The sequence below is a fragment of the uncultured Hymenobacter sp. genome (genome assembly GCF_964243305.1).
Classification (GTDB): domain Bacteria; phylum Bacteroidota; class Bacteroidia; order Cytophagales; family Hymenobacteraceae; genus Hymenobacter.
In genome coordinates, this window is record NZ_CAXTEF010000001.1 from 275,786 (window position 1) to 292,192 (window position 16,407).

General features: G+C 66.8%; 10 protein-coding genes. 8 read left to right on the forward strand and 2 right to left on the reverse strand.

Annotation, left to right across the window (positions count from 1 at the left end; genetic code table 11):
• The first annotated feature begins 71 nt into the window (after positions 1–71).
• Genes ACFE70_RS01310 through ACFE70_RS01320 form a run of 3 tightly spaced genes read left to right on the forward strand, consistent with a single transcriptional unit; the run spans position 72 to position 2,684 of the window.
• Positions 72–1,313, forward strand: coding sequence for a GWxTD domain-containing protein (locus ACFE70_RS01310; protein ID WP_375415895.1), 1,242 nt, complete (start codon positions 72–74; stop codon positions 1,311–1,313).
• A complete protein-coding gene (gene rlmB / locus ACFE70_RS01315) occupies positions 1,277–2,296 on the forward strand; it encodes a 23S rRNA (guanosine(2251)-2'-O)-methyltransferase RlmB (protein ID WP_375415896.1) in 1,020 nt (339 codons plus the stop codon). The genes ACFE70_RS01310 and rlmB overlap by 37 nt, the downstream gene beginning before the upstream one ends.
• A 13-nt stretch (positions 2,297–2,309) precedes the next feature.
• On the forward strand, positions 2,310–2,684 hold the full coding sequence (locus ACFE70_RS01320) for a hypothetical protein (RefSeq protein WP_375415897.1): 375 nt from the start codon (positions 2,310–2,312) through the stop codon (positions 2,682–2,684).
• Positions 2,685–2,791: 107 nt separating this feature from the next.
• On the opposite strand, the gene ACFE70_RS01325 is transcribed toward ACFE70_RS01320, so the two are convergent.
• Positions 2,792–3,880: a mannose-1-phosphate guanylyltransferase gene (locus ACFE70_RS01325; RefSeq protein ID WP_375415898.1), complete on the reverse strand. Its 1,089-nt coding sequence runs from the start codon at positions 3,878–3,880 to the stop codon at positions 2,792–2,794.
• Between the two features lie 221 nt (positions 3,881–4,101).
• Here ACFE70_RS01325 and ricT point away from each other — a divergent pair, with 221 nt between their 5' ends.
• Positions 4,102–6,027 (forward strand): regulatory iron-sulfur-containing complex subunit RicT, encoded by a 1,926-nt coding sequence (gene ricT / locus ACFE70_RS01330; RefSeq protein WP_375415899.1) that lies wholly within the window; start codon positions 4,102–4,104, stop codon positions 6,025–6,027.
• Positions 6,028–6,030: 3 nt separating this feature from the next.
• Entirely contained in the window at positions 6,031–6,546 is a 516-nt protein-coding gene (locus tag ACFE70_RS01335) for a gliding motility lipoprotein GldH (RefSeq protein ID WP_375415900.1), read from the forward strand.
• A gap of 88 nt (positions 6,547–6,634) precedes the next feature.
• Here ACFE70_RS01335 and ACFE70_RS01340 read toward each other — a convergent pair whose 3' ends face one another.
• On the reverse strand, positions 6,635–6,838 hold the full coding sequence (locus ACFE70_RS01340) for a cold-shock protein (RefSeq protein WP_375415901.1): 204 nt from the start codon (positions 6,836–6,838) through the stop codon (positions 6,635–6,637).
• Between the two features lie 194 nt (positions 6,839–7,032).
• Between ACFE70_RS01340 and ACFE70_RS01345 the strand changes: the two genes are divergently transcribed.
• From ACFE70_RS01345 to ACFE70_RS01355, 3 genes are all read left to right on the forward strand, one after another.
• Positions 7,033–8,868: a hypothetical protein gene (locus ACFE70_RS01345; protein WP_375415902.1), complete on the forward strand. Its 1,836-nt coding sequence runs from the start codon at positions 7,033–7,035 to the stop codon at positions 8,866–8,868.
• 310 nt (positions 8,869–9,178) lie between these two features.
• Positions 9,179–9,814 (forward strand): DinB family protein, encoded by a 636-nt coding sequence (locus ACFE70_RS01350; RefSeq protein ID WP_375415903.1) that lies wholly within the window; start codon positions 9,179–9,181, stop codon positions 9,812–9,814.
• 288 nt (positions 9,815–10,102) lie between these two features.
• Positions 10,103–16,354, forward strand: a complete 6,252-nt coding sequence (locus tag ACFE70_RS01355; RefSeq protein WP_375415904.1) for an alpha-2-macroglobulin — start codon at positions 10,103–10,105, stop codon at positions 16,352–16,354.
• The last annotated feature ends 53 nt before the right edge of the window (positions 16,355–16,407 follow it).

Here is a 16,407-nt window from a genome sequence, read left to right on the forward strand (position 1 = left end):
GGCCCGGTAGTGGGCAAGCCGCCGAGTAGCACCGGCCCTTCCCGCAGGTGAGCTTCTTACTTTTGAAACACATGAAGCGCCTTATCCTTCTGCTCCTGCCGCTGCTGGCCGCCGCGCCCGCCGCCGGGCCGCGCCCCGAGTTTGCCGGCCTCTACCGCCCCGCCGGGCCGCGCTTGCTGCTGGACACCCGCCGCGAGGGCGACAGCCTGCGCCTGCTGCTGCACCAGACGGACGGCGGCGCGGTAGGTGCTGAGGGCCGGCCAGTGCGCCTCACCGCCTGGGCCGGCTACGATGCTCGCGCCCCGCTCTGGCAGATTAATCTGCCTGGCCTGCGCCGCCACGCCGCCGCGCCCGAGACGGGTAGCGCCGCCTGGGCCGAGGGCTGCGTGGCCGCCGCCCAGGTGCCGGCCGGCACGGTGCTGCAAGTAGAAACCGCCGCCGCGGCCGAGCCAGGGGCGTTTCAGGATGGCAGCACGACGGCCTGGCGGCGCCTGCGGGCGGCGGATTTAAATCGCTCGTTCGTGCTCACCGATTCGGTGGGCGTGCCGCTGGGCCGGCGCTACCTGCGGCCCAACGAGCCATTTGGCGTGGCTGAGTTTGGGCTGGAGCTGCCGATTCGCTGGCGGCGCTACGCCGCCACGGCCACGGCGGCCCTACCCCCCTTCGCCGGACCAGGCAGCCGGCCCCAAGTGCCGCGCACGCTGGCGGTGCTGGATTCGGCGGCCGAGCCGGCCGGCACCCAGCTGCGCCTGCCGGAGCCGGGCCTCTACACGCTGCGGGCCGATGCCGAGGCGCGCCCGCTGGCGGTGCTGGTGGCGGCGGCGCCCGATTTTCCGGGCCAGAGCCAGGCCCGCGAGTTGATTGAGAGCCTGCTCTACCTGACCACGAGCCAGGAGCGGCAGCAGCTGACCAACGCGCCCGACCCTAAACGGGCCGTGGACCGCTTCTGGCTCGATGCCGCGCGCGGCGACCAGCGCCGGGGTAGGGAATTGATTCGGACCTACTACGGCCGGGTGCAGGCGGCCAACGAGCTGTTCACGGCTCACAAGCCCGGCTGGCTTACCGACCAGGGGCTGCTCTACGTGGTGCTGGGGCCGCCGGCGGGCGTACGGCGGCTGGCCACGGGCGAGGAGCGCTGGTTTTACCGCGCGCCTGCGCCCGGCTTTGGGCCCGTCACCTTCAGCTTCCAGCCCAAACCCAGTACCTTTGCTCCTGATTATCATGAACTGGTGCGCCGCCCCGAGTATGAAGCTCTGTGGTATGCGGCCGTGGAGCAATGGAGAACCGGAACGACCGCCCCGACCGACCGCTAGGCCCCGGCCGGCGCTTTTACGACAGCCAGAACCGCCAAGTGCCGGCCAAGCCGCGTTCCCCGGACCGCCCCGGCGTCCGCCGCTACGGCGCCGATGAGGAGCGCGACGGCCGGCCCGCCCGCGACGAGGAAAGCCGGCAGTTGGCCGACATGGGCCTGGCCCCGGCGCCACGCGGCACCCGCAGCGACCGGCCGCCTTTCGGCGACAAGCCCCGCTACCCGAACCGCCCGGCCGCCGACCGCAGCATCGACATGCTCTTTGGCCTGCGCCCCATTCTCGAAGCCCTGAACGCGGGCCGCACGCTAGACAAGATTTTCCTCTTGCGCGGCACTAAAAACAGCATGGTCACGGACATCTCCGACCTGGCCCGTAAGGCTGGGGCGCCGGTGTCGCTGGTGCCGAGCGAGAAGCTCGACGGGCTGACGCGCAAGAACCATCAGGGCGCCGTGGCCTTCGTGTCGCCCATCAGCTACGCGCCGCTGGATAATTTGCTGGCAGGCTTGTTTGAGGAGGGCAAAACGCCGTTTCTGCTCGTGCTCGACCGCATTACCGACGTGCGCAACTTCGGCGCCATTGCCCGCTCGGCCGAGTGCCTGGGCGTGCAGGCGCTGGTGGTGCCCGGCCGCGGCGCCGCCCAAATCAACGGCGACGCCCTCAAAACGTCGGCCGGCGCCCTGAACCTGCTGCCCGTCTGCCGCGAAAACAACCTGCGCGACACCCTTCAATTTCTCAAGCAGTCGGGCCTGACTATCATCGCCTGCACCGAAAAGGCCGACGCAGCCGTGGGCACCGCCGAGGTCGATTTTTCCGGCCCCGTCGCCATCCTCATGGGCTCGGAAGAAGATGGCATCGACCCGGACTTGCTGCGTCTGGCCGACGTGCGCCTGCGCATCCCAATGATTGGCCAGATTCAGAGCCTGAACGTGGGCGTGGCGGCGGGCATCATGCTGTTTGAGGTGGCCCGGCAGCGGGCGGCGCAGTGATCATTCTGCGGTTATGAACCAGGTAGAACACATACGTGGAGAGAATGAGAGCTACGACTGGGCCAACATCATTGCCCATTACGAAGACCTCACCACTTATGGCTGGGGCCACGAAATGCTGGCATTAGTGCAGTACATTGTTTCGTCGGGGGTATCTACTCGTTTGTTTGCTTATACCTCACACGCTACGCTCAAAGTGAGTATTTATAAGTCAAGACGCTCAAGGCAGGAGGAGCTTCATATAGATTTTGATAGTCAGGAGCAGGTTTTCTATTTTGACTACTATGCTACAGAGCAGGTGCACGGGCAGCCAGAGTTTCACAGGAAGTATCCAGTTGAGGCGGGAATAGAAAAGTTCGACCAATTCTTGCGTTGGATGCGCTGGTAAGCCAATTATAAAAAAACCCGCCGTCAAGCAGGCTTTTTTGTATCTGTCGTGCTGCCGTGGCTCTCCTCTCTTTTGGAGAGGGGTAGGGGGTGAGGTTAACTAGCCGCCTAATGAAATCCATTGCCCTTTTTGGCCTTCACGTCGGCCACGAACTCCTTCACCCGCTGCTCCTCGGTGCGCTTGCAGATGAGCAGCACGTTGTCATACTCGGCCACGATGAAGCCGTCGAGGCCCTGCACCACAACTAGCCGCTCGGTGGGTGTCTTGATGATGGAGTCGCGCGTGTCGTAGAGCATCACCTCACCGTTGATGACGTTGCCGTGCTCGTCGGGCTGGCCAAGGCGGTGCAGCGAGTCCCAGGTGCCCACGTCGCTCCAGCCGAACTCGGCGGGCAGCACGTACACGTTATCGGCCTTTTCCATGATGCCGTAGTCGATGCTCACGTTGCGGCAGCGCGAGTAGGCTTCGCTGATAAAGGCTTCTTCCTGGTCGGTGCCGAGTTGGTCAGCGCCCTCATCAAACACCTCGGCAATGTCACTGAGGTAGTGGCGGAAGGCATGCAGAATTACATCGGCGCGCCACACGAACAGGCCGGAGTTCCAAAGGAAGTCGCCGCTCTCCACGAACATGCGCGCCAGCTCCGGATTGGGCTTTTCAGTGAAGGTCTTGACCTTGAACAGCTCCGTGCCGGGCAGCTTGTGGGCCGCGCCGTCCATGTACTGAATGTAGCCGTAGCCGGTGTCGGGGCGCGAGGGATGGAGGCCGAGCGTGATGAGCACGTCGTGGGCGCGGGCGCCATCGATGGCTAGCTGCACGACGCGCCGAAACTCGTCTTCGCGGCCCACGGCGTGGTCGGCGGGCGAGACGATAATCGTGGCTTGCGGGTCGCGCTGGGCGATGCGGTAGGCGGCGTAGGCGATGCAGGGCGCGGTGTTGCGGCCAATAGGCTCGCCCAGAATCTGGTTGGGCGGCAGCGCCGGCAGGTGCTGCTGCACCAAGCCCACGTAGTCGCGGTTCGTGACCACGAACACGTTTTCGGGCGGGCAGATGCCGGCAAAGCGGTCCATTGTAACCTGAAGCATGGAGCGCCCGACGCCCAGCACATCATGGAACTGCTTGGGGTGATGGGTGCGGCTAAAGGGCCAAAACCGGCTCCCAATGCCGCCGGCCATAATGACGAGGTAGGTATTTTTCATCGGGACAAAGGTAGGAAGACCGGCCCGGCGAACGCGGGTAAGCAAGTATTTTATAAATTGAATGCTTGTTAAAATTTCAGTTAAAAAGTGCCTTGGCGGCCGGGCTGGGGGTAGGGTTGGGGAGGAACTGCCCCGCCCTGGTTATGCTTATCTTTGCTAGGAACCGACTTTTCGTGCGGAATGCTATTTCTCCGCCTCACCAATATATTTATTCGTTACCCGTGGCTTGTTCAACTTGTTCAACTGGCGGCGGCTGCTCGACCTCATCCTCAACCGGGGGCAAGGTGGGCGGCTGCGGCTCCAAGGGTGGCTGTAGCTCCGGCTGCACCCGCCTCAACGTATTCGACTGGCTCCAGGACGTGGAGCTGCCCGACAATTTTCAGGGCTTTGACATCGCTGAAATCCGCTTTAAAGGCGGCCGCAAGGAGTTTTTTAGGAATGATAAGCGCCTGCCGCTCGTCACCGGCGACGCCGTAGTAGTGGAGGCGGCCGGCGCGGGCTGGCACCTGGGCCACGTCTCGCTCAAGGGCGAGTTGGTGCGCCTACAGATGCGCAAAAAGAAGGTTGCCACGGATTCCAAGGACATCCGCAGCATCCTGCGCGTGGCGACGCCGGAGGATGAGGAGCGCTGGCAGGCCGTGCGCGACCTCGAAAACGGCACCATGTTCCGGGCCCGCGCCGTGGTCAGCGAGCTGCGCCTGCGCATGAAGCTTTCGGACGTGGAATACCAGGCTGACCGCACCAAGGCCCTGTTTTTCTATTCGGCCGAAGACCGCGTGGACTTCCGCGACCTCATCCGCCGGCTGGCCGATGAGTTTCGGGTGCGGGTTGAGATGCGCCAGATTTCGCTGCGCCAGGAAGCTGGCCGCATCGGCGGCATCGGCGTGTGTGGCCGCGAGCTGTGCTGCTCGACCTGGCTGCAAGACTTCAAGACCGTGAGCACCACCGCCGCCCGCTACCAGAACCTGAGCCTGAACCCGCAGAAGCTGGCCGGGCAGTGCGGCCGCCTCAAGTGCTGCCTGAATTATGAGCTGGACGCGTACATGGATGCGCTCAAGGATATTCCGAGCGTGCAGCGCCCGCTGCAAACCGAGCGCGGCGAGGCCTTTTTGCAGAAGACCGATATCTTCCGGCGCCGTATGTGGTTTGCCTTCAAAGGCGATAATAACTGGGTGATGCTCAGCACTGAGCGCGTGCGCGAGCTGCTGGAAATGAACAAGCGCGGCGAGAAAATTGACAACCTGCTGGCCCCGCGCCCGGAAGCCGAAATCCTGCCCGAAGTCACGGCGATGGTCGAGGATTCGCTTGACCGCCTCGACGACAAAATCAAATCTGGCAAGCGCAGCAAGCGCAAGAAAAAGGACGGCCGCGACGGCGCTGGCCGCCCCGAGGGCGCCGCCGCCGATGGCCGCCCTACCCCCCCTGCCCGCCGCAACCCCCGCGACACCGATGGTCGTCCGCGCCAGCCCCACCCGGACGCCGGCCCTGCCGCCAACCCTGGCGCTGCACCCAGCCCGGCGCCGGGCTTCCCGCACGAGGCTTTTGCCGCCCCCGATGCCGTGGCCACGCCCGGCCTGACGCCGCCCGCCGACGCCCGGCCCGGCCTGCCCACCGAGGCCGAGAGCGCCGAGCAGCGCGGCCGGCGCGGTGCCGCCGCCCGCCCCCTCAACCGGCGCGGGGGCCGCAACCGTGGCAGCGGCGCCGCCGAAGCGGGCACTGCTACCCCCGACGCGCCCCGTCCCGACGGGGAAATCCCTACCCCCCGCCGCCCGAATGAAGGCCGCCCGGCCGAGGGCAACCGCCCCGACCGCCCTGAGCGCCTCGCCCGCCCCGAAGGCAGCCGCCGCGCCGATGGCAACTTCAACCGCCCCGGCGCCGATGCCCCACGCGCCACGCGCCCGGCTAACCCAGATGGCGCGCCCGGTGCCCGCCCCGAAGGCAGCTCTGCCGAGCCCCGCAGCCGCCGCGACGGCAACGAGCCGCGCCGGGAGAGCCGCGAGGGCCGGGAGCCGCGCGGTGAAAACCGGAGCGAGCCGCGCAATGAAAACCGGGGCGGGCGCAACCGGCGGGGCCCGCGTCCTGATGGCAGCGGCAGCGCTGGCTCGCCGGCTCCTTCTACCCCGCCACCCGGCCCGGCCGGGGCTTAGCTTATGCCCGACAATCCGTTGATTTTGACCAAGAAAAAGCAGCGGCCGACGCGCCAGTATTTATTAGTGCTGGTGTTGCCGCTGCTGCTAGCCGCCTGCGACCCCAACCGGGTATTTGAGGAAAATACCGACTTTAAAGACTACTCCTGGGACGTGCAGCAGAAGCCCAGCTTCACGTTCCAGATTCAGGACACGGCGGCGCGCTACAACCTGTATTTCAACGTGCGCAACGCCTCGGCCTACGGCTACTACAATCTTTATCTCAAGCACACGCTCACTGGCCCGGCCGGCCCCGTGGGCAGCCCGCGCCTGCACGAAATAACCCTCATGGACCCCAAAACCGGGGAGCCCCGCGGCAGCGGCACCGGCGACATCTTCGACCACCAGGTGCTGGCCCTGCCTAACTTGAAGTTTGCCCAGCCCGGCGCCTACACCCTGACTATGGAGCAGTACATGCGCCAAAGCCAGCTGCCCGGCCTGATGGCCGTGGGCTTGCGCGTAGCCAAAGTGGGCAAGTAGGGGCGGGGCTTGCCCCCGCCCGAACGCTGGCGCCGCTTGGATGCTACCCGAACGAACGGGCAGGGGCGAGCCCCGTCCCTACGCACCCCTACCCCCGCTCCACAATCCGCTCCACATCGACGGCATTCGGGCCTTTCTTGCCGGCCTTAATGACAAACCGCACCCGGTCGCCGTCCTGAATCTCGTGGATGAGGCCGGTGTGGTGCACGAAGATTTCCTCGCCCGTGCCGTCGGCGATGAGGAAGCCGAAGCCTTTGGCGTCGTTGTAGAACTTGACAGTGCCGGTGAGCATGGGGTAAGCCTGATTGGGATAAAACGGGGCCGAAGATACGGGCCGCCAGGCGGCTGCCGGGCCAACGGGGGGGTAGGGCGCCAGGGTGCCAGGCGCTGAGGAAGATGTCTAAAAACTTCGCTTGTGGGCCGGCGTATAGTTAAGCTGTCCAGTTACTCCCTTGTCCCACTCCTGCCACTCTTAGCCCCGTCTTTATGAAAAGCGAAGAACAAAACCAGAACACTGGCTCCAATGATATTGCCGGCAACGCTGAGGCAAACGCCCAGAACAAGCTGGCCAACAGCGCTACCCAGGCCGAAACGCCCGCCATGCAGCCTGGCGCTGCCGGCAGTAGCACCGCTGACCCGCAGAATCCCAGGTCGCCGGCCTCCGGCCAGTCGCTGGTCGCCTCCGCAATGAGCGTCGGCCGGGGCACCGCGGAAGGCGCAGGCGACCAGCAGGAAAACAAGGAGGCTGGCCCGGCCGATGTGACGGCCGCCGAGCCCGGCCGTCGTGGCCGCAAGCCCGGCACCCCCAACAAGCCCAAGGACGGCGCCCCGCAGGCGGGCAAATCGGCCGACGCGAAAAGCCCTACCCCCGGCCGGCCGCGCAAGGCCGTGCCGGAAGCCTCCTCCGACAGCCGCCAGCCCGATACTTACGGCGGCAACTTCGGCAACAGCGTCCAGACCAGCTTCCAGGACCAGGAGCGCTACCAGAACCAGGTGAGCGGCGCCGGCCGGGGCGAGTTTGGCGCCCCGGCTCAGCAGGGCGGCACCCACGGCGGCTACGGCAACCAGTACCGCGAGCTGGACTTTGAAAACCGCAACTCGGCCGAAGACCGCTACTACGGCGGTCCCGGCCGCTACGGCCCGCAGCACAACGCTTACCGCGACTACGACGGCCGCGACGAGCGCGGCGGCCAGCCCTACCGGGGCGGCAATCAGGGCAGTAATCAGGAAAACCAGGGTGGCAATGGTGGCTACGGAAACCAAAACCGCTACAATGACCACGGCTACGACCGCCACGGCTTCAACCAGCAGGGCGGCCACTACTACGGCCCCAACGAAGGCTACGACCCCCGCCACGCCGGCGGCTACGGCTACAGTGACCAGCAGCGCCAGGCAGCGGGCTATGACCAACGTAGCCAACGCGACCAGGACAGCTACTACGGCAATCGTAACCCGGGCAACTACGGCGCCGGTCGCAGTGGCTACCCGGACAGCGACAACCGCTATTCGCAGCCGCCGCAGCGCGGCTACGACGACGGCCGCGGCAACCGCCAGGATAACCGCAACCAGCCTGACCGCGACGACCGCCGCGCTAATTTTCAGAATGACAACGGCGCCGGGCCCGGCCGCCCCGGTCTCGGCTACGCCAACGACTACGGCCAGTCCAGCATCGGGGGTGGCGACTACGGCTACGGCCGGGGCCGCGAGCAGCGCCCCAACCAGAACTATGGCGGCTCCGGCTACGAGCGCCGCAACCAGGACGAGGACCAGCGCTCGTCGCGCGGCGGCTACGACAACCAAGGCAGCGGTGGCGGCCGGGCCGGCCACCGCGATGATGACCAGGGCCGCTACGGTCAGCAGGGCTACCAGGGCCAGGATGGCTATGGCAGCGGCGCCGACGAGCGGGGCCGCCAGCAGCAAGGCGGCCCGGCCCAGGACCAGCAGGGCGACCCGCGCCGCCGCCCCACCGAAGGCTACGGCTACGGGCACGGCCGCGACGAGCGCGGCGGCCAGGCCAACTACAACACCGGCGACCAACGCAACGGCTACGGCCGCAGCCACATGGGCGACAGCCAGCAGGGCTACGGCTCGCGCGGCGGCTCCTATAATGATGAGTATGACAATGGCAACGGTGGCCAGGGCGACCAAAATGGCCGCGCCGGCTCGCCCGCCCAGGGCGACTACACCCAGCAGGAGCGCAACCGCAACTACGGGCCGGCCGCCCGCCAGCAGTTCCGGCCCGACAAGGCTGAGGGCGAAAACGACGACTATGGCAGCGCGCCGCGCCGCAACCGCGGCCGCGACGGCGAGAAACAGGAGTAGCGGTTGGCTGAAAGCAAATAATAAAACGGCTCCCCGGACTTGGGGAGCCGTTTTGTGTTTTAGAACTTGCGGGCCAACCGGCAGTTTGCCGTCGCGGACGGGCAGAAGTGCCGGTTGGTGCCGCTGAACCGCACTTCCTGCCCCAACTAGTGGGCATGAGCAGGACACCATAGTGGTGGGAAAACCAGACGTAAGAAAGACCCGGCCCGGCGGCGAGCTGCCTATATTCAATATAGCCTGAACTGGCCGCGCCGCAAAAGCCAAATAAGGCCGTAAATTGTCGCGCCGGTTTAGAACCCCGGCTGATTGCATGGCCGCTGCCACTCCTCTTGCCACCGACGTCTTCTTTGATGAGCTGACCACCGAGCTGCTCAAACTGCGGGTGCTGGCCCAGCAGCGCTTCCGGCCCCTGAGCGAGCAGCAGCTCAACCGTCGCCACAGCCCCAGCCGCTGGAGCGTGGGCCAGTGCCTGGAGCACCTCAACATCGTGGGCGGCCACTATTTGCCCGAAATGCGTGCGCGCCTCGACCGGGCGCAGGCCCGCAAAACGTCGCCCGCGCCCCTGATCAAGCGCGGCGTTTTCGGGGCGCGGCTCGTGGCTCAGATGCGCAGCTCTGCGGCCGAGAAGCCGCTGGTTTCGTCCCAGCGCTACGCCCCCACCGGCAACCGCCTGCCCCGCACCGTGGCCGAGGTCTTCAGCCGCCAGCTCGATGAGCTGCTGCGTCTCGTGCTTCAGGCCCGGCAGGTCGATGCCAACGCCGTGCGCATCCCCAACCCGCTCGTGCCGCTGCTGGTGCGCCTGCGCCTGCCCGACACGCTCGAGTTTCTCGTCGCCCACATCCAGCGCCACGTCCGGCAGGCCGAAGCCGTGCTCGCGGCCATGCCGCCCGCGGCCCCCGGCAGGGAAGATGGCGGGACGGCCGCCGCAGACGCCGGAGAAGAATAGCTCCGCGAAACACTAAAACCGCCTTTCCAGGCGGCCCGCCTGGGTGCCGGCCAGCCGCTGGAGGCTAGTGCTCAGGTGGGCCGCTCCGAACACTTCACGGAATAAGGATTTTGAGGTAGCTGGAAAAATCTGACGGACAGCAGGTTAACATTATAAAGCGAGCTTACAAACCGGGTGAGCAAGAGCTGCCGGCTGGTAGCGGCAGCCTTTTTCTGGGCGGGCGTGTGGAAAGCGGCGCGGCCCGGCATCTTTACTCTGAACTTTCGGCCCACCCATTCCTTGCTGCCCATGCGCCCTTTGCTGCTCTGTTGTTTGCTCGCGCTGCTGGCATTCGCTCCCGATTCAGGCTCGTCGGGCGGTTCCCTACCCCCCCCCAGCGGCCCCTACGCTACGCAGTGGAAGCAGATAGACCGGCTGCTGGCCCAGGGCCGGACCGCTACCGCTGCTCCGCTGGTGGCTACCATCTACCGGCGGGCCCGGCAGCGCGGCGCCACCCCCGACTACGTGCGGGCGCTGCTCTACCAGGTGCGGCTGCTGGCAGCCAGGGAAGAAAACGCCGACGAGCAAGCCATTGCCCTGCTCGAAGAAGACCTGCGCACGGCCACCTTTCCGGCCCGGCCCATTCTGCACTCGCTGCTGGCCGAGCTGTATACTAAGTACTTAAACCAAAACCGCTACCGGCTCTACGACCGCACCGCCAGCGCCCAGCTCCCTACCCCCCCTCTCGGCGCCCAGGCCGGCGCCAATCTCGCCACCTGGGACCTAAGCCGGCTGGGCGCCGCCATCGTGCGGCACTACTACCAGTCAGTCGAAGACGAGCCGCAAAAACAGCTCGCCACCACCCTGGCCCAGCTTGGCGAGCTGGCTGTGGGCGGCGACGCCGCGGGCCGGGCGCTGCGCCCCACGCTCTACGATTTGCTGGCCCAGCGCGCCATCGCGGGCCTGCAAAACCAGGAGCTGTCGGTGACCCGGCCCGAAGCCCAGTTTCAGCTCACGGAGCCGCAGCTGTTTGGCTCCGCCGCGGAGTTTGCGGCCCTGCGCCTGCCGGCACCGGCGGCCGACTCGCTCAACGGCGAGCTGCACGCGCTGCGCCTGTTGCAACGCCTCACCGCCGCCCGCCAGCGGCTAACTCCGCGCACGCCGGCGCGCCTCGCCGCCCTGGCCGACGTGGACTTGCAGCGCCTCGACTACCTGCGCCGTCTCAGCGAAAACACCGGCCTGGCGGAGCTATACGAGCCCGCGCTGGGCCGAATGGCCGAAACCTATAAATCCCTACCCCTCAGCACTGAGTTCATCGCCCGCCAGGCCGAGGCGCGCCGCGAAACCGACCCCGTGGCCGCCGTCGCGCTGGCCCAGCAGGCTGAGCGACGCTTTCCCAGGTCGCGCGGCGCGGCGCGGGCCCGCGCCTTGCGCCAGCAGATTCAGCGGCCGGAGCTGGCCTTTTCGGCCGCCGATATCGTGCTGCCCAATCAGCCCTGGCGCCTGGACCTGACCCTGCGCAACGTGGGCGAGCTGCACGCCCGCGCCTACCGGATTTCGCTGAAGGAGTGGCAAAGCTTCAACTCCTACGAAACCCGGCCCGAAGACGACCAGCCGCGCTACCTCCGCTGGCTGCGCACCGCGCCGGCCGCCACCTGGACCGTGCCGGCGCCCCCGCAGCCGGCCCAGTTTAAGGAGCAAAAGCTAGCGGCGGCCGGCCCGGCGCTGCCCGCCGGGTATTATCTGGTCGTCATCAGCAACCAACTCCCTACCCCCCTCCGCCAGAAGCAACCCGGTACGGCCACGGCCTACGCCGTGCTGGGCGCTAGCAAGCTAAGCGCCCTGAGCCGCCGCGACCCCGGCACCGGCGCGCTGCGCTTGCTGGCGCTGCACCGGCAGAGCGGCGCCCCGCTGGCCGGCATCCGAGCGCAGGCCACGTATACGCGTTACGACCGGAAGGCCCGGCGGCAATTAAGCCGCCAGGGGGGGGTAGGGGAATCGGCGGCTACTGGCGAGGTAACGCTGCCGGCCCCTGCCAATAGCGGCAGCGAACCAGCCGTTTCTGATGAGCGGGTCAGCGTTGCGCGCATCTGGCGCGGTGCCGACACCCTAGCGCTGCGCAACGTAGGGGGCTATTATCAACCTAGCCGCAACGAAGCGGAGCCCTCTCAGCGCCAAACCTTTCTCTTCACCGACCGCGCTATCTACCGGCCGGGCCAAACGCTTTATTTTAAAGGGATTTTCACCGAAAACCGGCGTGGTCAAGCCCGGCTCCTCCCCGGCCAGCCCGTAAGCGTGCGCCTGACCGACGTGAACGGCCAAACCGTGCAGACGCTGCCCTTCACGACCTCGGAGTTCGGCTCCTTTCACGGCTCGCTGGTGCTGCCCACCGGCTTGCTCAACGGCGAGATGAGCCTGCAAACCGACCACGGCAGCTTCAGCTTTGCGGTCGAGGACTACAAGCGGCCGACCTTCCTGGTGCAGCTCGACTCGGTTCCCGGCCGGCCGCAGCTGGGCCAGCCGCTGAGCGTGAGCGGCCAGGCCCGCGCCTACAGCGGGCAGGCCACTGATGGCGCCAAGGTCAGCTACCGCGTCACGCGCCGCGAACTGTGGGCGCTGTTCGACTACGATACGGGAGGCGGCAGGGGCCGCAGCATTTACCCGCCGCGGGGGGGTAGGGAAACCCAGGAAATTGCCCACGGCACCGCAACGACCGACGCCGAGGGTCGCTTTGTCATCCGCTTCACGCCGCCGTTGGTGCTGGCCGGGCCGGGTCGGCGCGGCGGCTGGGAGCCGGGCTACCTGTTTGAAATCACGGCCGACGTGACCGACGCGGCCGGCGAAACCCGCACCGGCACGCGCAGCTTCCCCATCGGCCGCAACCCGCTCAGCCTGCGCCTGATTGGCCCCGATATGGCTGACCAGCAGCGCCTACCCCCCTTCACGCTGCTGAGCACCAACGCGACCGGCGAGCCGCTGCCCGCCGCCGGCACCCTGCGCTTGTCGCTGATTCGCTACCGCCCTAACCCGCCCGGCGTACCCGGCCCCGCCCCCGAAACCGCCGACAACGAAGCCGCGCCGGAGCTGGTCAAAACCCTACCCTTCGACACGAAAAACGGCCCGAACCTGAACCTGAGCGCCACGCTGGCCGCCCTGCCCACTGGCCGCTACCGCCTCGAAGCCCTGGCCGCCAGCGCCGATTCGGCCCGCGCCCGGTTGGATTTTACGCTCTATGACTCGCGGGCCGCTACGGTGCCGTTTCCTACCCCCGACTGGTTTGTGAGCCTGCAAGACAGCGTGGCGCCCGGCCAGCCGGCCGCGGTGCTGCTGGGCAGCCGCGCGGCCGGCGCCCGCATCCTGCTCGAAGTGGAGCGCGACGGCCAGCTGCTGCGCCAGGAGTGGCTAACGCTGACCGCCGGCGAGCAGCGCCGCCTGGTTCTGGATAGCGGGCCCGCCACGGCCGCTGGCCCGCTCTACATCCACACCACGCAGGTGCGCGACAACCGCCTTTACCGCCACGATGCCACGGTGCAGGTGGCCGAGCCGAGCCAGCCGTTACGCCTGAGCATCAATACCTTCCGCGACCGGCTGCTGCCCGGCGAGAAAGAAACCTGGCGCCTCACCATCCGCCAGGCCAACGGCCAGCCCGCCGACGCCGAACTGCTGGCGACGCTCTATGACCAGAGCCTGGACGTGTTTCGGCCGCACAGCTTTATGGGGCTGGAAAGGGGAGGAAGCTATTACTCATCGCAGCTTGAGTGGCAAGGAGCTTTTGAGGAAGTAGCATCTACCCCGTTTGTGCCGACCGATGAGACGGAAGTAGCGGCAATCGACTATCCTGAGTTGAACACCTGGCAAGGGGGTAGGGAAAATTACCGAGGCCGGCCTTTATCAAGGCAGGCGCGGGCTGGCCGCGTAAGTGGTGTGCAACTGAGTGAGGCGGTAGTAGCCGACGCTGCGATGGCGGCTCCCGCTCCGAAAATGGCGGCAGTTCGGTTCACGGTCCCAGTTAGTAAAAAAGACGAGGAAGTATCAGCGGCCGGAGCATCAGCTAAAGCTGCGGATGCTACCGGAGAGCCCAAGGACCGTTCTGCGGCCCCTGACCTCACGCTCGTCCCCACCCGGCGCGACTTCCGCGAAACCGCCTTCTGGCAGCCGGCCCTGCGCACCGATAAAAACGGCGATATCGTGCTCGAATTTCAGATGCCGGAGGCCGTGACGCGCTGGCAGCTGCTGGCGCTGGCCCACGATAAGAGCCTGCGCAGCGGCCAGCTCGCCCGGCAGCTCGTCACCCGGAAGCAGGTGCAGATTACGCCCAACGCGCCGCGCTTTTTCCGGCCCGGCGACTCGTTCACGTTCCAGGCCAAGTTCTCCAACCTCACCGACCAGGCTGCTAGCGGCACGGCGCAGCTCTTCCTGCTCGATGCCGCCACCGGCCAGGACATCACCGGCCAGTTGCTGAACAGCCCGGCGCAGCAAGCCGTGACGGCCGGCGCGCATCAGAGCGCCGCTGTGGGTTGGCAGCTTTCCCTACCCCCCGATTTTGCACCAACCGCCGTGACGTACCGCGTGGTCGCGCAAAGCCAGTTAGCAGTGAACAGTGAGCAGTTAACAGGAAGGAAAAGCAAGCGCGCCAGCAAACTCATACCTCATACCTCACAACTCATAACTCATACTGACGGCGAGGAAAATACGCTGCCCGTGCTCCCCAACCGCATTCTGGTCACCGAATCCCTACCTCTGCCACTGGCCGGCGCCGGCACCCGCACCTTCGAGCTGAGCAAGCTCACGAGCACCAGCAGCCCCACGCGCCGCAACCACGCCCTGACGCTGGAGCTGACCGCCAACCCCGCCTGGCTGGCCGTGCAAAGCCTGCCCTACCTGCTGGAATACCCCTATGAGGGCTCCGAGCAAATATTTAGTCGCTTGTATGCCAACCTGATAGCGGCCCACATTCTGAAAGCTAACCCGCGCCTCCAAACTGTGCTGGCCGAGTGGCAGCGCCAGGCGCAAAGCGGCCCGGTGGCGCAGCAGAACGCCCTGGCCGGCAAGCTGGCGCAGAACCAGGAGCTGAAAAACCTGCTGCTCCAGGAGACGCCCTGGGTGCGCGACGCGCAGACTGAAACCGAGCGGCTGGCCCGCCTCAGCACCCTTTTCGACCAGCCCCGGTTGGCCGCCGAAACCAGCCGCGCCCTGGCCCAGCTGCAACGGATGCAGCAGCCCGGCGGCGCCTGGCCCTGGTTTGAGCGGATGCCCGACGACCGCTACATCACCCAGCTTATCGTGGCCGGCCTGGGCAAGCTGCGCCAGCTCGGCGTCTTCGATTCCCGCCAGGATGCCACGGCCAAGAACTTGCTCGACAATGCCTTGCGCTACGTGGACGCCCGGCTGGCCGACGACTACGCGGCCCTGCGCCGCCTTAAAAGCTTTAAACCCAGCAACGATTACCTCAGCGATTTGGCCGGGCAAGCGCTGTACGCGCGCAGCTTCTGGCCGCAGGAGGGGGTAGGGAAAGCGGCTCAGCCCGCCTACACCTTCTTCCGGCAGCAGGCCGCCGCGCACTGGCTGCGGCAGCCGCGCCAGCTGCAAGCGCAGCTGGCGCTGGCCGCGTTTCGCACCGAGGGCGCCCGGTCGGCCACGGCCGCCGCCATCCTGCGGGCGCTGCGCGAAAACGCCCTGCACTCGCCCGAGCTGGGCATGTACTGGAAGGAGGTGCGCGGCGGCTACTACTGGCGCGAGGCGCCCACCGAGACGCAGGCCGTGCTCATCGAGGCCTTCGCGGAGGTGGCTCAGGACCAAAAATCAGTGGCCGAGATGAAGCTGTGGCTGCTGCGGCAAAAGCAGGTGCAAAGCTGGGAGAGCACCCGCGCCACCGCCGACGCCTGCTACGCGCTGCTCTTGCGCGGCGCTGATTTGCTAGTCCCGGCCGCGCCGCTGCAAGCGCAGGTGGGCGCCGAAAACGTAACGTTCAGCAACGCGCAGGCCGGCACCGGCTACGTGAAAACCACCTGGCCTGCGGCCCACATTACGCCCGTACAGGGCCGGATCACTATCACCAAAACCGATTCTGGTGTGGCCTGGGGCGCCCTTTACTGGCAATATTTTGAAGACCTGGATAAGGTGACGCCGGCCGCCACGCCGCTGTCGGTCGAGCGGCAGCTTTTCCGTGAGACGCGCACGGCGGGCGGCCCGGTGCTGGCCCCGCTCACCAGTTTCCTACCCCCCCGCGTGGGCGAAACCGTGGTCGTGCGCCTCGTGCTGCGCACCGACCGCCGCCTCGAATACGTGCACCTCAAAGACCAGCGCGCCGCCGGCCTGGAGCCGCTGGCCCCCACCAGCGGCTACCGCTACCAGGGCGGGCTGGGCTACTACGAAAGCCCCCGCGACGCGGCCACCAACTTCTTTTTTGCGGAGCTGCCGGCTGGCACTCACGTGCTCGAATACCGCCTGCGGGCCGCCCAGGCCGGCGACTTTGCGGGCGGCCTGAGCCAGGTGCAGTGCCTTTACGCGCCGGCGTTTGGCGCCACTTCGGCCGGCGGGCGGCTGCGGGTCGGCCCCTGAGAGAAGAACTTGAGAAAGACAGGCTGCCAGGCAACGCTGGCGCCGCCGAGCCG